Origin of the sequence: Paenibacillus sanguinis 2301083 = DSM 16941, from assembly GCF_000374825.1 — a bacterium.
Taxonomy (GTDB): Bacteria; Bacillota; Bacilli; order Paenibacillales; family Paenibacillaceae; genus Fontibacillus; species Fontibacillus sanguinis.
This window is the reverse complement of the sequence record NZ_KB895382.1, coordinates 189583-211316: the sequence shown is the minus strand read 5'-3', so window position 1 is coordinate 211316 and position 21734 is coordinate 189583. Positions and strand designations below refer to the sequence as shown.

At 48.4% G+C, this 21734-nt stretch carries 16 protein-coding genes and 1 tRNA gene; 2 read left to right on the top strand and 15 right to left on the bottom strand.

Features of this window, described 5'->3' with window-relative positions; genetic code table 11:
• Window positions 1-7: 7 nt before the first annotated feature.
• From C557_RS23545 to C557_RS0113085, 13 genes are all read right to left on the bottom strand, one after another.
• Complete coding sequence (locus C557_RS23545) at window positions 8-1645, bottom strand: extracellular solute-binding protein (RefSeq protein WP_018752336.1); 1638 nt, start codon at window positions 1643-1645, stop codon at window positions 8-10.
• Window positions 1646-1701: 56 nt separating this feature from the next.
• Window positions 1702-2577, bottom strand: coding sequence for a carbohydrate ABC transporter permease (locus tag C557_RS0113140; RefSeq protein WP_018752335.1), 876 nt, complete (start codon window positions 2575-2577; stop codon window positions 1702-1704).
• A 54-nt stretch (window positions 2578-2631) separates the two neighbouring features.
• Window positions 2632-3585 carry an ABC transporter permease gene (locus tag C557_RS0113135; protein WP_018752334.1) on the bottom strand — a complete coding sequence of 318 codons (954 nt, stop codon included), beginning with the start codon at window positions 3583-3585 and terminating at the stop codon, window positions 2632-2634.
• Window positions 3586-3842: 257 nt separating this feature from the next.
• Window positions 3843-6134: an AraC family transcriptional regulator gene (locus tag C557_RS0113130; RefSeq protein ID WP_018752333.1), complete on the bottom strand. Its 2292-nt coding sequence runs from the start codon at window positions 6132-6134 to the stop codon at window positions 3843-3845.
• A 309-nt stretch (window positions 6135-6443) separates the two neighbouring features.
• A complete protein-coding gene (locus tag C557_RS0113125; protein ID WP_018752332.1) occupies window positions 6444-7031 on the bottom strand; it encodes a hypothetical protein in 588 nt (195 codons plus the stop codon).
• 185 nt (window positions 7032-7216) lie between these two features.
• Window positions 7217-7876, bottom strand: a complete 660-nt coding sequence (yihA, locus tag C557_RS0113120; RefSeq protein ID WP_018752331.1) for a ribosome biogenesis GTP-binding protein YihA/YsxC — start codon at window positions 7874-7876, stop codon at window positions 7217-7219.
• A gap of 48 nt (window positions 7877-7924) precedes the next feature.
• Window positions 7925-10264: an endopeptidase La gene (gene lon / locus C557_RS0113115; RefSeq protein WP_026263465.1), complete on the bottom strand. Its 2340-nt coding sequence runs from the start codon at window positions 10262-10264 to the stop codon at window positions 7925-7927.
• A gap of 147 nt (window positions 10265-10411) precedes the next feature.
• Window positions 10412-12130, bottom strand: coding sequence for an ATP-dependent protease LonB (gene lonB, locus C557_RS0113110; protein WP_018752329.1), 1719 nt, complete (start codon window positions 12128-12130; stop codon window positions 10412-10414).
• 125 nt (window positions 12131-12255) lie between these two features.
• On the bottom strand, window positions 12256-13377 hold the full coding sequence (ispG, locus tag C557_RS0113105; protein ID WP_018752328.1) for a flavodoxin-dependent (E)-4-hydroxy-3-methylbut-2-enyl-diphosphate synthase: 1122 nt from the start codon (window positions 13375-13377) through the stop codon (window positions 12256-12258).
• Between the two features lie 104 nt (window positions 13378-13481).
• Window positions 13482-14744, bottom strand: coding sequence for an ATP-dependent protease ATP-binding subunit ClpX (clpX, locus tag C557_RS0113100; RefSeq protein WP_018752327.1), 1263 nt, complete (start codon window positions 14742-14744; stop codon window positions 13482-13484).
• A 12-nt stretch (window positions 14745-14756) separates the two neighbouring features.
• Entirely contained in the window at window positions 14757-15347 is a 591-nt protein-coding gene (clpP, locus tag C557_RS0113095; RefSeq protein ID WP_018752326.1) for an ATP-dependent Clp endopeptidase proteolytic subunit ClpP, read from the bottom strand.
• Between the two features lie 255 nt (window positions 15348-15602).
• Window positions 15603-17054, bottom strand: a complete 1452-nt coding sequence (gene tig, locus C557_RS0113090; protein ID WP_018752325.1) for a trigger factor — start codon at window positions 17052-17054, stop codon at window positions 15603-15605.
• 170 nt (window positions 17055-17224) lie between these two features.
• Window positions 17225-18109 carry a hypothetical protein gene (locus tag C557_RS0113085; protein WP_018752324.1) on the bottom strand — a complete coding sequence of 295 codons (885 nt, stop codon included), beginning with the start codon at window positions 18107-18109 and terminating at the stop codon, window positions 17225-17227.
• A 198-nt stretch (window positions 18110-18307) separates the two neighbouring features.
• On the opposite strand from C557_RS0113085, the gene C557_RS0113080 reads away from it, so the two are divergent.
• Window positions 18308-18381, top strand: a tRNA-Arg gene (locus C557_RS0113080).
• 454 nt (window positions 18382-18835) lie between these two features.
• Window positions 18836-19666 (top strand): alpha/beta fold hydrolase, encoded by an 831-nt coding sequence (locus tag C557_RS0113075; RefSeq protein WP_018752323.1) that lies wholly within the window; start codon window positions 18836-18838, stop codon window positions 19664-19666.
• 39 nt (window positions 19667-19705) lie between these two features.
• On the opposite strand, the gene C557_RS0113070 is transcribed toward C557_RS0113075, so the two are convergent.
• Together C557_RS0113070 and C557_RS0113065 are read right to left on the bottom strand one after the other, a co-directional pair.
• Window positions 19706-20656, bottom strand: a complete 951-nt coding sequence (locus tag C557_RS0113070) for an L-lactate dehydrogenase (protein WP_018752322.1) — start codon at window positions 20654-20656, stop codon at window positions 19706-19708.
• A gap of 177 nt (window positions 20657-20833) precedes the next feature.
• On the bottom strand, window positions 20834-21730 hold the full coding sequence (locus tag C557_RS0113065) for an ABC transporter permease (RefSeq protein ID WP_018752321.1): 897 nt from the start codon (window positions 21728-21730) through the stop codon (window positions 20834-20836).
• Window positions 21731-21734 lie beyond the last annotated feature (4 nt).

Sequence of the window (21734 nt, the reverse complement as noted above, 5' to 3'; positions counted from 1 at the left end):
GGTCATATTACTGTTGAAAATCACTGATATACAATACATTGTCTGCTTTCTCTTCAAGCCAATTGCTGAAATATTCATCAATCTTGGTTCCGCCAGCATTGTTCCATAGCGCCTGCACATCAGCCAGCGCCTGATCGGTCGTATATTTATCACCGCTAACAATGGACTTTCTCCAGATATCACCAATGGTTTCCGTATTCTTAGATATCACTTGCAGATCAGACGGCAAGCCTGGCCAGTTGATAATCGGATGAGCGAATGGCCGATCCGGATTCAGAAATGCTGCGTGTGCAGAGTCAATCAGCTCACTGAATGCCTTCTCTGCGGGAACATCCATGTTGAGCTTGACCTCAGCTTGCTCCTTCTCTGGCAATGTGCCGATGAAGCTTAGCATATTGTAATCCAGCATGCCCACCAGTTCAGTCTTATTCTTCTCCACATCAATCGGGATCGCAACACCGTCTGCATCCTTGTTATAGTGAACACCCTCAATCCCATTCTTTAACGTCATGATTGTGTCTTGTTCTACCAGGAAGTCAATATATTGCATAACGGCTTGCGGATCCTTGGCATGGGCATTGATTGCACCGGTCATTTGAATCGGTGATTTATATTTGGGATTAAAGGCGCCATATGGGCTTTCTGGCAGTGGGACTGGTTCAATCACCGCTTCCGGATTATTCTGCAACAAGGATTTGTGTGCTTCCAGCAGTAAGGCATTGTCAATCCCGCTACTCGACAGATAAATACCCAGTTTGCCGCTTATCCAGCTTTGCTTGGCCACTTCACCCGTCTTATCTGTCAGGAAATCCTTATCCACGATGCCTGCCTCAAACAAGCGTTTCTGGAAATCGGCCGCTGCCTTTGCCTGCTCGCCTACCGTTGGATTAACGAGCCTACCATCCTGTACAAAACGACTGCCATTATTAAACATGGCATTGATAACAGACTCTGCATTATTGCCGCCCATATTCATACCGAATGTGTCTCGCTCCCCATTCTCATCGGGATCCTGCTCACGGAATGCCTTGGCCACCTCAAAAAGTTCTTCAGTTGTGGTCGGCATATCGAGCTCCAGCTTATCCAGCCAGTCCTTGCGAATCAGCATGTAGTCATTGGTCTTCATACCCAGAATTCGCCCAACCAGATAGGTACCGCCATCATCCATCTGTCCGAGGGTACGCAGCTGTGGATATTCCTCTGTCATTTTCTTATAGGTTGTGCTGTGTTTGGCAATCAGGTCATCAAGCCTCAACAGCTGCTTCTGCCCATACAGCTGATTAAGAAAGTTACCGTCATACTCCAGAATCAGGTCCGGTGCATCCCCTGAAGCAAACAGCAGATTCAGCTTCTGCACTTGCTCTGAGCGCGGGAATGGAATGAAATCAACGCCTACAGGACTATGTTCATTAATCCATTGAGACCAGATGTTGTCGTCCACTGTCCCTGCTGCTGGAGGCACATTACCGCGATCATACAAGGTAACGGTAATTGTACTGCGGCCGGTTGCTGACTTATCCCCATTGACAGACTTGTCTCTTGCAGTCGACTCATTATTCCCTGTTCCGCATGCAGCGAGCACCAGCATAACCAACATAGTCGCTGCGATTAGCAACGCACTCTTGCTTGGATTCCTGCCTATCATCCTATAACCTCCATTTAATATATTTTACCGTAATTCTCAGCAAGACAATTCTATAGCTATCCTTTAACCGCACCAATCATGACACCCTTTACGAAATACTTCTGCAGAAAAGGATATACCACCAGCATCGGAATGAGCATCACGAACAATGCAGCGGCCTTGATCGATTCCGGAGTCATCTGCTGCACACTCTCCGATTGAAGATTATTCATCTCCTGCAGCATCGTCTGACTTTGCACCATCTGCTGAACCATGACGGCAAGGTTATATTTGGTCGTGTCATGAATAAAAATCATCACACTGTAGAAGGAATTCCAGTAACCGACCGCATAGAACAACGTCAAGGTTGCAATGACCGGCATAGATAAGGGCAATATAATTCGCAGCAACTGTCTGTACTCTCCGCAACCATCTATTTTAGCCGACTCGATCACCTCTTCAGGTATGCCCTCGAAGAAGGTTCGCATGACCAGCATATTGTACGTGCTGACCAGCCCCGTCAGCCATAATGCCCAATAGCTATTGATTAGCCCCAATGCCTTCAGGACGAGAAAAGTCGGGATCGTTCCGCCACCGAAAAGCATGGTGAAGACAATAATCAACGTAAACGTTCTCCGTGCATAGAAATGCCGCTTGGATAACGGATAGGCCGCCATCACCGTGAAGAGCATACTCAGACCTACCCCGACAACTGTGAGAATGACACTATTCTTGAAAGCTTCCACGATCCGCGTGCCTTCAAACAGCGAGCGATAGGTCTCAAAGCTCCAGCCCACCGGCCACAGCGTAACCATCCCGGACAGGATCGCATGGTTATCACTCAAGGACACCGCCATCAGGTGAATAAGCGGCAGCAAGCAACTGAGTCCAGCCAATGTCAGTACTCCGTAATTAAATGCATAAAACCATCTTTCACCTCGTGTTGTTCTCATAGTCTCTCTCGCCCTCCCTCTGTATCAGCAGCCGCTGATTGCCTATGGTCTTGTTTACCATAGGCCATTGCCAAATCTCCGAGCGACCACATTGGCGCTGAACACCAGCACGAAACCCACGATTGATTCAAACAAGCCCATAGCGGAGGTCAAGCTGAACTGTCCACCTTGAATACCGACCTTGTAGATATAAGTACTGATAACCTCTGATACGTTGTGCACCCCGGAATTCTGCAGGACATACACAGGATCAAAGCCCACACTCATCACACTGCCCATCTGCAAGATCAGGAGCAGGACAATGGTGGCACTAATTCCCGGCAGGGTTATATTGATTATCTGCCGCCATTTGCTGGCGCCATCCATGCTCGCCGCTTCATAGAGAGAGGGATCGATGCCCGTGATGGCAGCCAGGAAGATAATCGTGCTAAATCCGGCTTCCTTCCAAATACCAGCTCCGAGGAAAATTGCAATCCATGATCTCTCGTCATAAAGAAAGGGAAAGGTCTTGCCAGTCATCCGTTCCAGAACAGCATTCACAATCCCATTCTGCTCAGCAAAGATCGTTACTACGATCCCGCCAACAATAACCCAGGAGAAGAAATGCGGGAGATAAACCAGCGTCTGCACCCATTTCTTGAACCATTGTCTGCGTACTTCATTGAGCAGAATAGCGAGCAAAATCGGAATTGGGAAGCCAACGACAATATTCAATACGCTAAGCACCAGTGTATTACGAATAATGTTAATCGTCTGCGGGTTATTGAACAGGATCTCGAAGTTGCCCAACCCGATCCATGGACTATGAAGAATGCCATCTGTAAAGTTGTAGTTTTTGAACGCCATAATTGCGCCGAACATCGGTACATACTTGAAAATCAAGTAGAACAGCAATACTGGCACGAATAATGAGAGCAACGGCAGGTTTTCTCTAAATCTCCGCTTGGCCTCACGTCGGCGCCGACCCTGATTACTTAACTTCAGTACACCGCCAGTTGAGTTTGCCACACGCAACCTCCTTCATCCTCAATCAGATCATTAAAAACAAATTAGCTTATGTTATGATGTGGTACCACCCTAACATCGACTATAGGGCGGTTGCCCGCAGATAAGCAATCATCAAGATTCCACTAATCTCCATTTGGTAGAATGTTGACCTTATTCTCAATTGCGTTAATTCCAGGTGATTGACGTTTTTACAAAAAAACACTATCCACGCAGAAAAAAGCCTGTACCAGCCATCCTTAACGGATAACTGAACAAGCTCAAAGCAATGGACCTTCCCGTTTTTCCTGTTTGCGATAATCGCCAGGTGTCATGCCATAATGCTTCTTGAAGCTGCGAATAAAAGTCATCGGATTCGTATACCCAACTTGAAGCGCAATCTGCTGAATCGCCTCATTCGTCTCCAGCAACAGACGCTCCGCATGACTCAAGCGCATCTTGGCCAGGAAGTCAACAAACTTATCGCCAATTTCTTCGCGAAACAAGGCACTCATGTATTTGCCGCTAATGCCAAATCGCTCCTCCAGCATATTCAGTGACAGATGCGGATTCGCATAGTGCCGCTCAATATATTGTCGCACCTCTTGCATCCGACTATGATGCTTGCGCGACTCGCGATATTTTGCAAACCGGCCGTCCATCTCGGTAAATAATGCCATGAGTTGCTGCCTGGTCTCTTCAATCGTCTCCATTCCTTGCAACATACGCTCCAGAGCCGGATACATATCATGGCTCCATAGCGACCGCCCCTCCTCAGAGAACTCCATCAATTCTCTGCGCAGCATATGGACAATTTGATTAATCAAATAGTATACATCACTCCTGGCGAAGCCTCCGGTGGTCAGTTCCTCGAATAGGAGATGCATCTCGTCTTTCCAGCGCTCTTCTCCAATCCGATAGGCATGGGTGAGGGAACGAATCCTTGGGATCAGTCTATAAACTTCTTGCTGACTCTCAACATGTAATTCCTCATAAGCAATCACTCGTCCGCTGCCCTGAATGAACTTGTCATTCAGAGCTTCCTGAGCTTCTGCATGAATCAAATATAGCTGCTCCGGATCGGAGATTATCCTGCTGAGTCCAATCGAAATTGTGAAATCAAGATTATTTCTGACCCAATCAGACAGACTGGCAGCAATCACATGTACCCTCTCCTGAAGCTCCCGATCATCTCTATTCAATGAATCCCCTTCAGTAAGCTGTTCGGTTCCATTCGTATCGACCAGCAAGATCGTCATCCTTGATCCCTCCAGCCACTCTGCCCATATATTCACGGCATGTTGACCTGCGAGCTCTTTGGATACACTGTTCATAACAAACTGAAATAAATACTGATCACGTGTAGCGTAACGATTGGCAAATTCCGCGTAATGATCGATCTCAACAATTCCAATCGACAACTGTGTGGAGAAACCGCAAACTTTCAGCCTGACAGCTGCCTTCTTCCATTCATCCCGATTCCAGATTTCGGTACCTGCAACTAACTCACGCAGCTTGTGTCGACGCTTGAACATCAAGCTTTCTTCCTGTTCACGCTCATATTCGAGCACCTGTTTAGTAAGATGCTGAAAGGCCTTTTCGATATATTTCAGTTCATCCTTCGTCGGCTGCGACTGCGGCTGGAAAATCTCGTGTTGAGCCGAGCGAAAGTAAACAATACGCTGCATGATGGTATGGATTGGCTTGTATTGACTACGTGCTGTATAAACAATCCAGGCAATGCCCAATATTAACATAACAAAGGAAATCCCAAGCATCACCGTGAACATCCCCGAGGCGAAGGTATAAACCGAGTTGTCCTGTATGCCAGTCGCAATCGTCCAGCCTGTATAGTCCGATACAATGTGATGTAGTTCCTCCATGTCGCTCGTAAGCGAGGAATTGAAGATATCCAGGCCGTTACTGCCAATTAACCTTGCACTGCTAATGTCCGCTGCCTGATTCATTTCCGCAACCAGTTGCTGCAGTTCGGACACCTTCACATTGACAACAATAAGTCCACTTTCACCCTTTGGAGGAGGGTAAGCGCTTACTAACGAAACAACATCTCCAGGCTGATCTGAATATTTGTTACGAAGTGATCGTGCATTGGACCATTTGTGATCACGCTCACTATGTTCCAGCCAGCTCCGAATGAACGCCTGATCGCCATGCTTGTTCAACGGCAGAAGCATCGCATTAGACAACACCGTCTCATCTGCGGTGCGATACAGATAGATCGATTCAATAAATGGCAATGACAGCTTGATCTTATCCAGCTCTTTAGAGATTTCGTATTTATAGAAATAACGTTTGCCCAGTTCCTCCTCATAAAAATAAGTGGCAAGCTTCTCATTTTGCAGTGCCGCGTTCAGAACCTGCGTCTCAACTGCCTTGAGATTGAAATCAACAATCTGCTGAACATGCTCTGCAAATACCCCATTGGCACGAACAACATCTTGTTTGGATTGCTGGACAATTGACAGGAAGGTTGCACCTAACAGGACAAAGATGATCAATAGTAACAGCGGAAGGTAAGATAGCATCTGCTTTTTGAACCACCATCGACTCATCGTCCGCCTCCATTCCTATCACTCCGCCAAGGTATGCGTTTTCATTTTCCAATATGCTTCTGAAGCAGCTTTCCAAATTATTGTAGGTTATTGAGACTATATCCGTCAAACCCGACCCCCACCGAGTCGGCCTTACTGCATTCCTAATCGGTTAAACGAACAACAGCCTCCTCCACTCACGAATTGGTGAATGTAGAAGGCTGAGTCCGAAAGTAATTATTCTCTTGAAGCACCCAGGTTGTAGATATCTTGGCGAGCGCGAGACGTTCACCTTATGAACTGATTTCCCCTTCTGCCCAACTCTACTTGCTAAGCTTCAAGCGCAAAGAGCCGGCGGGAGCAATTACGCAGTTCGTCATCAATTGCTGCCGTTTCCAGGGCGTCTCTGCTAGCGAAGCGGGCATCAAGCAACGCGTTAATTCGCTTGTGAATCCCGGAAATTTCTGTTTCGATATCATTATTGATATACACCTGCTGTAAATTCGCAGCCGCATCCTTCTGTTCAAAAACAAGCTTGTAGGAATCCCGGGAATACTCCACAATTTTGCGGACCCGTCCTCCCTGATAATAATACATCATCATGAACCCGTTATAAATCCTTGTCACCATGCCGGTGCCTTTGAACGCGGCAAACAGCAATCTCATGACATTGGTCAAATGAGGTGCCTCCAGACGGAAGGACAGCTCACAGACGTAATATCCTTCTCTGCGGTCGAAGGGCAAACGAACTTCCTCCCCGCCATCATCCTCCAGCACAACCTCCTGTCCACCGTGATCAAGCACCTTGACGTACTGGCGTACATGCGGGTCATATACCTTGTGAATAAATTGGGACATCTGTTCTTCCGACAAACGCATATTGGCATTAACATACTCTGTGGCTAACCGCTGAGCCATAAAAATCTCCTCAATTCTTATTGTTTCGCTTTATCAACATTATACACCACGATCCAAAGCCTTTGCTCAGCAACCAAAACGTGAATTTCTGCCATTTTCCAGAAAAAACAGGATTAAGCCGTTTTTAACCATAGCATTCCCGCTACATGCTCACTTTCCTACCTAGACCGCTCTAAATCTCTTTGCTATCCATCGGTTTCCACTGAATTCCGCACAGGGTCTTCGGAGACATCCGTTCCCTCTTCTCTGCCGGATTCCTCCGCCTTGACATGCTGGCTAATCAGGGCCCATAGCTCATCCTTGCCAGTGCCTTCCTCCGAGGAGAAAAGTACGATCGGATCGCCGGCCCGAAGCGCCAAGCCTTCACGTACAATCTTCATATGCTTCTGCCAGCGCGACTTTGGAATCTTGTCCGCCTTGGTTGCCACGACACACACCGGAAGATCAAACGCCTTCAGCCAGTCGTACATCAACTCATCATCCTTGGTCGGCGGATGCCGGAGGTCAATGATTTGCAGCACCAGCCGGAGCGTCTCGCGCTCCTGCAGGTATTGCTCAATCATCTTCCCCCATTGCTCTCGCTGGGTCTTGGAGACCTTCGCATAACCATATCCAGGAACATCCACGAAGTACAGTTCCTCATTGATTCGGTAATAATTGAGATGCTGGGTCTTGCCGGGGGTAGAGCTTGTTCTGGCCAGATTTTTACGCTGGATCATCCGGTTAATCAGCGATGACTTGCCCACATTGGAGCGACCAGCCAACGCAATCTCCGGCAAGCCGTCCTCAGGATATTGCTTGGGACCCACAGCACTGATTACAAACTCGGCATTTGTTACTTTCATCGATTCAATCCTCTCTGCTTGCGTGCAAACAGCCTCTAACCTTGTGCGTCAATGCAACTTGGGCTGTTCAACTAACGCATGTTCCAACACCTGATCCATGTGGGACACAGGTATGAACACCATATCTTCTTTCACGCTCTCCGGAATGTCTCCCAGATCCCGTTCGTTATCCTTCGGCAGCAGCACCTTGCGATATCCCGCACGATGAGCAGCCAGGGATTTCTCTTTAAGCCCACCGATGGGCAATACTCGGCCCCGTAGCGTAATCTCTCCGGTCATCGCAACCTCCTTGGAGACATGCCGATGAGTAAGCGCAGAGATCAGAGCCGTAGCAATCGTAATCCCTGCGGATGGACCATCCTTCGGAATGGCCCCCTCGGGGATATGGATATGCACATCGTTCTTCTCATGGAAGTCTGACGCAATGCCAAGCTCTCCTGCCTTAGAGCGGGTATAACTGAATGCCGCCTGCGCTGACTCCTTCATAACGTCACCCAGCTTGCCAGTCAAGGTTAGCTTGCCTGTTCCGGGAACAACCGTTACCTCGATGACCAGCGTCTCTCCCCCCACTTCGGTCCAGGCAAGTCCGGTCACCGTACCGATCTGGTCTTCCATTTCGGCCATGCCATAACGGAATTTGCCAGTTCCCAAGTAATCCTTGACATCATCAGGTGCGATCGCAATTTGTTCTGTTTCCTGCGTCGACACAATCTGCTTGGCCGCCTTACGGCAAAGGGCTGCCACCTGCTGCTCCAGATTACGCACGCCTGATTCCCTTGTATACTCGCGAATCACCTTTAATAAGACATCTTGACCAATCTCAAGCTGATCAGGCTCCAGGCCATGCTCTTTCTTCTGCTTGGGCAACAGATAGCGGCCTGCGATTTCCAGCTTCTCAAGCTCCGTATAGCCGGGGATGAATAGCATTTCCATCCGGTCTAGCAATGGGCGGGGAATATTATGCACGGCATTGGCCGTGGTGACAAACATGACGTTGGATAAGTCAAATGGCACTTCAACGAAGTGGTCACTGAACGTATTGTTTTGTTCCGGGTCTAGCACCTCAAGCAATGCCGATGAAGGATCGCCACGGAAATCAGAGGCCATCTTATCAATTTCGTCTAACAGAAATACCGGATTCAAAGTCCCTGCTGCCTTCATCCCTTGAATAATTCGTCCTGGCATGGCGCCCACGTAAGTGCGGCGATGGCCGCGAATTTCGGCCTCATCACGTACTCCGCCTAACGAAATACGCACGAACTCACGACCAAGCGAGCGAGCAATGGAGCGGGCTAACGAGGTTTTACCAACTCCCGGAGGGCCCACCAGACAAAGAATTGGCCCTTTCAGTTTCTTGACCAGCTTCTGTACAGCCAGGTATTCCAGGACGCGTTCTTTCGGCTTCTCCAGTCCATAATGATCTTCATTAAGTACCTGCTCCGCCTTGGCTAGATCCAAGTCATCCTCTGTCCGCTCACTCCATGGCAAGCTGAGCAGCCAATCTACGTAATTGCGGATGACGCCCCCTTCAGCAGAGCTGGCCGGCATTTTTTCCAGACGATCAATCTCCTTATCGACCTTCTCCCGTACCTTATCCGGAAGCTCCTTTTCCTGCAATTGCGCGCGAAGCTCTTCCGCCTCTCCGGCCCGTCCTTCCTTCTCGCCAAGCTCCTTCTGAATCGCCTTCATCTGTTCGCGCAAATAATATTCCTTTTGGGTTTTCTCCATCTGCTTCTTGACGCGTTGATTAATTTTGCGTTCCAGTTCAAGCACTTCACGTTCGTTATTCAGAATGTCGAGCAGCTTCTCTAGCCGCTTGCGGACATCGACGGTCTCCAGAATTTCCTGCTTATCCTTGATCTTGAGGGAAAGATGGCTGGTAATAACGTCGGCAAGACGCCCCGCCTCCTCAATATCGGACACGGCGGCCAACGTCTCAGGCGTGACCTTCTTGGACAGGTTAATATAATGTTCAAACTGGGTTAGCACCGTGCGCATCAGCGCTTCAACCTCCGGATCATCATTCTCTTCTTCCGGACGCTCTTTGGCCATAACCTCGTAATATTCCTCATTATCCAAATACTCCATGATTTCAGCGCGTTCCATGCCTTCAACCAGCACACGGATAGTACCGTTAGGCAGCTTAAGCATTTGCCGCACCTTCGCAACCGTTCCGATGCGGAATATATCTTCCTGGCTTGGTTCTTCTATGTTCACTTCAGATTGAGAACAGAGGAGAATCAGATTATCTTCGACCATGGCCTTTTCCAAAGCCTTTACGGATTTTTCCCGTCCTACATCCAAGTGCAGCACCATGCTCGGATAGACGAGAAGGCCCCGCAGTGGCAACAGCGGAAAGCGCCGGCCCTTCGACTTATAGGGTCCCACCACTTATGCACCTCCCAAACGTTCTCAGTAGATATCATTGCTATTTTAGCAAATGTTCTATAAAAACACCAACGGGGAGCGGCTGCCAATGCAGCAATCGCTCCCCGTCAACTCAACCCCATGTAGCTTATGATTCATCGCGCCGTGCTAAATGACTCCACCCTGCGAAGGCGACTCCGCATGCAGGAAGGACGCCGGAGTCGATGCCGGGGCAAAATGCTCCCCACCCATGGACACCTCCAGGCTCTTCTCTACCTCAGGGCCAAATACATGCTGGAACACTTCCGCCAGCGTTTCAACCGGAATGACTCGCAAGCCTTCAAGACCTTCGAACAAGGACTGCCAGTTGTCCTTGGGGATCAGTACGGTCAAGGCTCCCGCTTGCAGCGCCGCCTCTACCTTGGATACGACACCGCCGACCGGCTTGACCTTGCCATGAATGCCGAGTTCTCCCGTCATGGCAATCTGATGATTCACCGGTACTTGCTTGATTGCCGAGGCTACTGCTGTAGCGATCGCCAGTCCAGCCGAAGGACCATCAATCGGAGTTCCCCCCGGGAAGTTGATATGCAAATCATAATTCGACGGGTTCAGACCAATGCGCTGCAATACCGTCAGCACATTCTCCACCGAGCCCTTGGCCATACTTTTGCGCCGCAGCGTCCGGCTGCCTCCACCGATTTCCTCTTCATCCACAACGCCTGTAATATGATAAACCCCCTTACCTTTATCCACAGGCACCGCTGTAGCCTCAATCTCCAGCAAGGTTCCCATGTTCGCACCGTATACCGCCAGCCCGTTTACCACACCCACGGCTGGACCGGCAGGGATTTTGCGGTCCGGTCGAGGAGCCAGCTGACTGCTCGTAGCCACCCATTCCAGATCTGAGGACAGCAGGTGATCCCGTGACTCCGTCAAGGCCAGTCCAGCCGCCAACTGCACCATGTTAACGGCCTCCCTGCCATTCGTAGCATATTTCTTAATGACCTCCACTGCCTCCGGACAAGGTTGAAAGCCAATTCGTCCAACGGCATCTTCGGCAATTTGGGCGATCTCTTCAGGCAGCAAGGGCCGGAAGTAAATTTCCATACAGCGAGAGCGAAGAGCCGCAGGAATCTCCTGTGGAGAGCGTGTTGTTGCGCCGACCAGACGAAAATCCGCGGGCAAGCCATTTTGGAAAATATCGTGAATATAGGCAGGTGTGCCTGTATCCTCCGAATTGTAATAGGCGCTCTCCAAATAGACCTTGCGATCCTCCAGTACTTTCAGCAGCTTATTCATCTGGATCGTATGCAGCTCGCCTATCTCATCAATAAACAAAATGCCGCCATGCGCCTTGGTGACCGCTCCCGGTTTAGGCTGCGGGACACCGGCAATCCCCATAGCACCCGCACCTTGATAGATAGGATCGTGCACCGAGCCAATTAATGGATCGGCAATCCCCCGTTCATCAAACCGGGCAATCGTTGCATCTATTTCTGTAAACTTGGCGTTCGACTTGAACGGAGACACTGGATTCTTCTTCGCTTCCTCCATCACCACGCGAGCAGCGGCTGTCTTTCCCACGCCAGGCGGTCCATAGATAATCACATGCTGAGGATTGGCGCTGCACAATGCCGCCTTCAAAGCCCGCAATCCATCCTTCTGCCCAACGATATCATCCATCGTAGCCGGGCGTGTACGTTCGGCGAGCGGTTTGGTCAGCGATACTGCGCGCAGCTTGCGCAGCTTCTCCATTTCTTTACGCGACTCCCGGTCGATCGCCACGCGATTTCCTTTCTGGCTGCGCAATTGATTCCAGAAATACATCCCAATGACAATCGCAAAAAACATCTGAACTGCGATCAAAATGACATTTAGCTCCATATTCGTTAGGCCTCCCACACTTTGACTGTTACTTGGTAGTATAGCCTTTTCCCTCCATCATCAAACAAAATGCAAAAAAACCTTCTGTAGTCTTTCTCAAGGCTACAGAAGGTTAGTATGGATGATTACGGATTGGCGTGGGGACGATGTTCCTTGCGTCCAGGTATTTCTCCCGTCGCCTCGAAAACCTCCACGATATTGTCAATTTCCTTCTTTAATTCATTTAATAGCTCCGCTTCAGGCACCTTTCGGATCATCTGGCCATAGCGGAACAGCAAGCCTTCGCCGCGAGCACCAGCAATTCCGATGTCAGCTTCACGAGCTTCGCCCGGACCGTTAACGGCACATCCCAGAACAGACACCTTAATCGGCACCTTCAGGTTAGCGATGTAATCCTCAACCTCATTGGCAATAGAGAACAGGTCAATATCCAGTCGCCCACAGGTCGGGCAAGATACTAAGGTTGCTGCGTTCGTAATAAGCCCAAAGGTCTTGAGCAGCTCACGAGCAACCTTTACTTCCTCGACAGGGTCGGCACTCAAGGATATGCGCAGCGTCGAGCCAATACCTTGAGATAGCAATGCACCGATACCCGCTGCGCTCTTCACTGTCCCCGAGAACAGAGTCCCGGCCTCCGTGATGCCCAGATGCAATGGATAAGGAATAACCTCTGCCGCCTTGGAATAAGCTGCGATCGCCATTGGCACATCAGAAGCCTTCAAGGATACAATAATATCGTGAAAATCCAGCTCCTCCAGTATTCCAATATGGAACAAGGCACTTTCCACCATAGCTTCCGGGGTGGGATAACCGTATTTCTCCAGCAAGTGATTCTCAAGGGAGCCGGCATTTACACCGATACGGATCGGAATCCCCCGCTCCTTACAGGCTTTCACTACAGCCTCAACCTTCTCACGGCGTCCGATATTTCCCGGATTAATCCGTACCTTATCGATACCGTTCTCGATAGCTAACAAAGCCAGCTTATAGTTAAAGTGAATATCGGCAACAAGGGGGATATGAATTTGTTTCTTGATTTCCTTGATCGCCGCAGCTGCTTCTTCATTGTTCACCGTCACGCGTACCAGTTGGCAGCCGGCCTCCTCCAACCGGAGGATTTCTGCGACCGTAGCAGCCACATCGGCCGTCTTTGTCGTACACATACTCTGGATGATCACTTCGTTGCTGCCGCCGATCGTCAAATTACCAATCTTGACGGGCCGCGTATCTTGTCTCAAGTATGTCATTCTTCAGTCTCTCCCATAACGACCAAACTCCACCCCTGCGAAGAGCCTTGGCAGGCAGATCAAGCGCAAAGGTGGAGACCCCGGTCTTTATTTTACGCGATAGCTTACGCGCTTTCTTCTTGTTTTTTGTTCTTCTTGGTTGTGGCGCTTAATTCAGGCACCGCCTTCTCCTGAACTACTTGCTCAGTAATCACACAGTCCGTCACATCGTTGCGGGATGGTACTTCATACATCACATCCAGCATAATGCCTTCAATGATGGCACGAAGTCCCCGTGCCCCCGTATTGCGCTTGATCGCCTCTTGAGCGATCGCCTCAAGCGCCTTCGGTTCAAATTGCAGACTGACGTTATCCAGTTCAAGGAGCTTCTGATATTGCTTGACAAGCGCGTTCTTCGGCTCGGATAGAATACGAACCAAAGTCTTCTCATCGAGCGGCTCCAAGGTCGAAATAACTGGCAGACGACCTACAAATTCAGGAATCAAGCCGAATTTGAGTAGATCCTCTGGCAACACCATGGACAGGTATTCGCCCGGTTTAAGCTCTTTTTGTCCATCGCTGACCGCATTAAAGCCAATGACTTTCTTGCCGATCCGGCGTTTGATCATTTGCTCAAGGCCATCAAAGGCACCGCCGCAAATGAACAAGATGTTGGTCGTATCGATCTGGATAAATTCCTGATGTGGATGCTTGCGTCCACCTTGGGGCGGCACCGAAGCAACCGTACCCTCCAGGATTTTCAGCAAAGCCTGCTGAACCCCTTCTCCGGATACATCACGAGTAATTGAAGGATTCTCCGACTTGCGCGCAACCTTATCGATTTCATCGATATAAATAATGCCGCGTTCCGCCTTCTCTACATCATAATCGGCGGCTTGAATCAGCTTCAACAAAATATTCTCTACGTCCTCACCAACATAACCAGCCTCCGTCAAGGAGGTAGCATCAGCGATAGCGAACGGCACATTCAAAATTTTGGCCATCGTTTGGGCCAACAACGTCTTACCGGAGCCTGTTGGTCCAAGCAACAGGATGTTACTCTTCTGTAACTCCACATCCTCGATCTTGCTTTGTGTGTTTACCCGTTTGTAATGGTTATACACCGCAACGGACAACGATTTCTTAGCTTGTTCCTGACCGATGACATACTGATCCAGAATATCGCGAATTTCCTTTGGTTTCGGAATTTCCTTAAGGTCCAGCTCCTCCTCATGACCAAGCTCTTCCTCTACAATTTCGGTACACAACTCGATGCATTCATCACATATATAAACGCCCGGTCCTGCTACAAGCTTACGAACCTGCTCCTGCGATTTGCCGCAGAATGAGCATTTGAGTTGACCTTTTTCGTCGTTAAACTTAAACATGTAAACACCCCTTTACAAATTAGTGGGCTTGTTGATGACCCGGTCGATAATCCCGTAAGCAGCAGCATCCTCCGCACTCATGAAGAAGTCGCGGTCTGTGTCGCGCTCGATCTTTTCAAGGGGTTGACCCGTACGATCCACATAGATTTGGTTTAATTTCTGCTTGGTCTTAATAATCCAGTCGGCATGGATTTTGATATCCGCAGCCTGACCACGCACCCCACCAAGCGGTTGATGGATCATAACTTCACTGTTAGGAAGCGCAAAACGTTTTCCTGGAGCCCCCGCTGTTAACAGCAAAGATCCCATACTTGCCGCCATTCCCACACAAATGGTGGACACATCGGGCTTAATGAATTGCATTGTATCATATATACCCATCCCCGCAGTCACGGAACCACCCGGAGAATTGATGTACAGGTGAATATCTTTTTCAGGGTCCTCAGCCGCCAAAAACAACAGTTGAGCAATCACGAGATTGGCAACTTCATCATCAATTGCGTTACTGAGAAAAATAATGCGATCTTTAAGGAGTCTCGAATAGATGTCGTAAGAACGCTCTCCACGACTCGTCTGTTCTACGACCATAGGCACCAGACTCATGTGACCAACCTCTTTTCCTTTTCAGTTTCCCTTGCGCTTACAGAAACATTCTACCATGTTCAAAGCGTCATGTCATTTTTCACACCATACAGTTTATGTTGGCCTCCACATATTATATAACCGGAAGCCTGGACCCACTAAATGGAAATATATGTATCGCAAAACGATGAAAAATTAAGGCACGCATTTGAGTATACGTGCCCTAACTGTAATCATGTATTCAGGCGAAGCTTCCGCTGGAAGAATAATGAACTACTATTCTTCATCTTTGGCTGCTTCTGCTTCTTTTTTGTCAGCATCTGCCGCCTTGGCCGTTTTCTTCGTCGTCTTCTTGGCTGCCGGTTTTGCTTCTTTTTCTGTTTTGTCTGCTTTTGCTTCCTTGTCTGCTTTTGCCTTTGGCGCTTCCGCTTTTTCAGCAGGAACTTCCTTACAGTTCTCCAGCAAGAAATCGATCGTTTTGCGGATCAGAATTTCTTCTTTCAACCCGGCAAGCGAACCATTGGCTGCAAGAATGTTGCGAATTTCTTCTGGGGAACGTTTGTAAGCTTCCGCCATATTGTTAAGTTCTTTGTTGACCTCATCTTCAGTAACTTCAAACTTCTCTTCTTTGGCGATTTGCTCCAATGCCAGGTTATTACGAACACGCTTCTCAGCGTCACCTTGCATTTGCGCTCTGAGATCGTCCAATGTTTGACCGGAAAAGCCCAGGAACATGTCCATATCCATTCCTTGGGAACGAAGACGGTTGTCGAAATCGCGGACCATATTGTCCACTTCGCCTCTGATCATGGCTTCAGGAATTTCGACTTCTACGCTTTCGCCAATCTTGTCCACCAGGGCGGATTCACGAGCTGCTTTGCCTTCTTGCTCTTTACGTTTGGCCAGTTGGCTCTTCAAATCTTCCTTGAACTCAGCAAGAGTATCAAATTCGCTAACGTCTTTGGCGAACTCATCGTCCAGTTCAGGCAGCTGTTTGCGTTTGATTTCATGCACTTTCACTTTGAAGACCGCTTCTTTGCTGGCTAATTCTTTGGCATGGTAGGTTTCCGGGAAGGTTACTGTTAAATCCTTAAAGTCGCCAGTAGCCAATCCAACCACTTGTTCTTCAAAGCCAGGAATAAAGGTATTGCTTCCCAGTTCCAGAGAATGACGCTCCGCTTTGCCGCCCTCGAAAGGAACACCATCGACGTAACCGTCAAAGTCGATAACAACGATATCGCCGTTTTGAGCAGGCTCCTCATCGATAACAATAAGTTCAGCATGGCGTTGTTGCAAGCGTTCCAGCTCTTCAGCAAGCTCTTCTTCACTCACTTCAACGTTAACAGCCGGTACTTCTACGCCTTTATATTCGCCAAGCTTCACTTCAGGTTTTACAGTAATTTTAGCTTTGAATTTGAATGCTTGTCCTTTAGCAAATTGCTCTACGTCTACTTCAGGACGATCCACAGGGAAGATGTCAGTTTGATCGATCGCAGCACTGTAAGCCTCCGGCAACAAAATGTCGATCGCATCTTGATACAAGCTTTCCACACCGTAACGAGCTTCAAAGATGGACCGAGGCACTTTACCTTTACGGAATCCAGGTACGATTGCTTTTTTTACTACTTTTTGAAAAGCTTTATCCAGTGCTGCGGATACACGTTCCGCATCCACTTCAACCTCAAGAACGCCGAGGTTCTTCTCTATTTTTTCCCAAGTTGCTTTCATTTTATGCCTTCCCCTCCAAATTTCACATATACTTTAAATACTGAGCCCGAATCGCGAATAAAGCAGCTATCAGGAATCAGTATAGCTGTCTCTATGAGCACGTTCAGAATAACCACTATATTATAAACAACAATAGATTTTTTTACAAGAGCAGGCTCAAATACGGGCTATTAATTACGTATTTGGCTTGTTGACATAAATTTGCCAAATGTTCGGCACACCTGCTCGTAACGGAGCCTCAATTCATCGGTAATACCATAAAGCGAGCGGATTTCTTCCTCCGTCTTTCCTCCTGGCAGGCTGTCCGCCACCATTTGATGCAGGGCAGCAGCCCAAACGTCAAGCACCGCATCCTCATCGCCAAGCAATGAGCGATAATCTGCCGTGCCGTAGAGTGCCATGACCAATTGCAGCCATAATTCCTGCGCGAAATAAAACAAGGTTGGATCATGCACTTGCGTCTGCTGTGCCACACGCTCCTGAACAGCTTGTACCGCCGCAGGAAAGTCCTCAGGCTTGAGCGGTACCGTCTCGACCTCCACCTCGACCCATTCACCACCGCGAAAAAACGACACCGTTCCCGTATATCCCCGGCGGCACAGCGTCTGGAGCACTCGATATTGCAGCATCGGATGGAGTTCCGTCTCGCTTAACCAGTTGGTCAACGCTTCGTCAACTTCCCCCTGATTCACATAGGCCAGTTGATCGAGAGCAAGCAGGGTTTGCTCCGAGAAGGGCCGACCCATGGCAGCTTGCAGCAATTTGTCCATATAAGCAGGATCCTCAGCCAGCTTCGCCTCCACATGTCGGCGAGCCAGTGATTCCTCGGTCTCTTCATCCTCTTCGTCAGCCACGGCTCCATAGGCACCATCTTTCAAGGCAGGGAACGCATCGATAAGCCAATCGAGCAAGGCTTGCCATTCCTCATAGTGGCGCGGATCTTCACCCTGACATTGCAGCAGGAATTGCAACAATTCCACCGCTTCTCCGTATCGCTCCGTTTCCAACATGCGAGTCAATTCAATTTGATAATAATCCAACGTCTTCGGGAACAAAACGACGTTATCCTTCTCCTCGGGTCGTAATCCGCTGATAAGGGCACCTCCTATCTCCGTATTTCAGTTAATTGAGATTATAGCACAGTCTTGGAGGAAGACAAAAAAGCAGTGGTCACCAACAAATCACATATTTTACCTTGCTTCTTTCCTGCTCCTATGATAATATATTTTTTGCTTGCATTTTCATATCGAGATGTCCCAGTAGCTCAGCTGGATAGAGCAACGGCCTTCTAAGCCGTCGGTCGGGGGTTCGAATCCCTCCTGGGACGTATATGATAAAGGCTCCTTTTAGGGAGCCTTTTGTCGTCCCAACGGGATGAGAACCCCATAAGGGGTTCGTCGTAGTAAGACAGTCTATACCTTGGCAGACTGGCGAACGGAGTCTCGCGCCGGAGCGCGAGTAGCCGCCACCTTAACCGATTACAACTAGCATTAAAACTATTTGACCTACTTCGAGAGTAGTCGTCAGGAACCAAATCTATAGACAGGGACTCTTTTCCTGATCCGTCTATCCCATCTATTAGATGAAGCAATTATTTCTGTATGATGTCATCCGAAATTCTGAAACCCTTTCTCAGGCCAACAGGCTCCACTATTATTTCAAGCCCCCATTATAGAAATGAAGCGAAATACAGATATTCTAAAATAACTCTTCCTGCACATTATCACGAGTTGCTGGTATTATTAGAGTGAATGCAGTTCAAATCAAAAAGGAGCTGGAAAATGGACGCGAGCAATAACAAAGGAATCTTTCATGCCAACGGTGCTGATATTTATTTTGAAGCTCAAGGCGAAGGGGAAAACTTACTTTTCATCCATGCAGGTATCACAGATCGTCGTATGTGGGATAGAGAATTTAAGAATATGTCTAATTATTACAGAACAATCAGAATGGACCTGCCCGGTTATGGCTTAAGTGATTTTACAGGTGGAGAGTATTCCTACAACGAAATATTAAAAGAATTACTTCACTATTTAAAAGCTGAAAACACCTATATTGTAGCCGCATCCTTTGGGGGGAAAATTGCACTTGACTTTGTATTGTCTAATCAGGACATCTGTCAGGGCATTGTATTGATGGCACCTGCAGTCAGCGGTTGGCATGATTCTCAATTTCTGCTTGCTTATTATGATGAAGAAGATAAACTGTTGCAGTCGAAAGATTTTGAGAAAATTGCAGCATTGAATTTCAATACCTGGATTTTGCGAGACAGACCTGTGGATGCTGTACGACAAGATATCAAAGACTTAGTAGTAGATATGCAAATGAAAGCATTAATGAAAGAAGAACCGGATACCAAAAGTATAGAAATTGAAGAAGAGGATAATGTCTTAAAATTGAGAAATATTAAAATACCGATTCTGATAGTGATTGGCGACCACGATGTGGAGGATTTTCAGAATATTGCAAACCTTATCCATAAAGAAATAAATTCATCTAAAAAGATCATAATGGAAAATGCATCACATCTTGCAAATTTGGAATACCCTGAAGTGTTTGAATCCATTGTATTAGAATTTTTCAGCTCTCTTACCGCTCCCCATCTAGCCTAATTCCATCGGTTCCTTCATTAACTAACAAGTCAGACCTGACTAATGCGTCAGACTCGCCATAGCAGATTGAATTATTCCGCAGGAGCGTTCAAATAATAGCTGTTCCTCCGGAGATAATTGCAGCTCCAGCACTTCTTCAATGCCGCCCTCTCCAATAATCGCCGGCACTCCTACACACACGCCGGACTGACCATATTCACCTTCCAGAACCGCCGATACGGCAATGATCTTATGATCATCATTAAGGATGGAACGTACAATGTACGCCAAGGCATTCCCGATACCAAATTGTGTATTGCCCTTGCGCGTGAAAATTTCCCAGCCTGCATCTCTTGTCTTGCGAGCGATATCGTTCAGGTTTACGTGAGCGAACCGCTCCTTATGCTGCTCAAGGATATGCAGTAGCGGCTTGCCGCCAATCGTAACATGAGACCAGGCAACAAACTGTGAATCTCCATGCTCCCCCATCGCGTACCCGTTCACACTGCGCGGGTCAATTTCAAAAACCTCGGACAACAGCGTCTTTAAGCGAGCAGAATCAATAGAGGTCCCTGTTCCGATTACGCGATTGCGCGGAAAACCTGACACATCACGTACAATATGTGTTACGATATCCACGGGATTGGCTGCAACCACGAAAACTCCCTGAAAGCCGCCCTCTACGATGCGTTGTACGATATCACGCGTGATCTTCTCCGCATCCTCCAGCACATCCAGTCTGGTTTGCCCCGGCTTTGGATTAGCCCCAGCCGTCAGCACTACCACATCGACGTCACTGCAATCCTCCATCCGTCCAGCCGAAACCTTGGTACGGGTCGAGGTAAAATCCATACAATGTGAAAGATCCAGTGCATTAGCCACCGCCCGCTCATAGGTTCGGTCAATCATCATGATCTCGTCGCTGATCGATTGATTAATCATGGAGTAAGCGCAGGCGGTCCCTACCAAACCAGAACCAACGATGCTTACCTTCCTTGCTTTTATAGCCATACGTCCGCCTCCTCCCATCCTGTTGGATGGCTCTATTATGTATTGATTATAACTGAAAAATAAATCCGTGTCATATTAACTGACATTTCACATAAACCAGGCTATTCTTCTGCAAAAATACCAAAAAGACTGCCATGGGCCAATCACCCCCGGCAGTCTTTTGCGAGAACAAATCTACTAGTTCTTCATTCGAGGGTCCAGTGCGTCGCGCAAGCCATCCCCCATCAGATTAAAAGCCAGTACAGTCAGCATAATCGATACCCCTGGAAAGACAACTGTCCACGGAGCCGTAGCGATAAATTGCCGCGAATCCGACAGCATCTTGCCCCATTCAGGGGCAGGCGGCTGCGCACCCAGTCCCAGAAATCCCAATGCGGCCGCTTCAATAATTGCCGTAGCAATCCCCAGCGTCCCTTGCACAATAATTGGCGTTAGGCTATTCGGCAATATATGCCAGAGTAGAATGCCACTATCCTTCATACCGATGGAGCGCGCTGCCGTAATATACTCCTCGTTCTTCAAGCCAAGCACCTTGGCCCTCACCAGTCGACCATAGGTCGGAATGTTGACAATGGCGATAGCTAACAAGGCATTTTGCAAGGAGGGTCCTAAAATGGCAACAATGGCAATCGCCAGCAAGATGCTTGGGAAAGCCAACAAAATATCAAACATTCGGGAGATGATCATATCCACCCATTTACCATAGAAGCCCGCTAAAATGCCGAATAGCGTCCCCAAAATAATGGAGCCTACCACCGAGAACGTACCCACCCACAATGAAATACGTGCCCCATAGAGCACCCGGCTGAATAAATCTCGACCCAAATCGTCCGTGCCAAACCAATGTGCGGAAGACGGTGGCTTCAGCCGGTCAGCCAGTTGCTGGGCTTTATAGTCATAAGGAGCAATAACCGGAGCCAGCAAAGCGATCAAGACAAACAACACAATCATGATCATGCCGGCCATAGCAATTTTATTCCTGCGAAAAGCTTTCCACGCATCGCGCCAAGGTCCGGAAACCTTCTCGACCTGTATTACGGGTACATTGTTTGTGCTCGTCGTAGCCTGTGCCATGGTT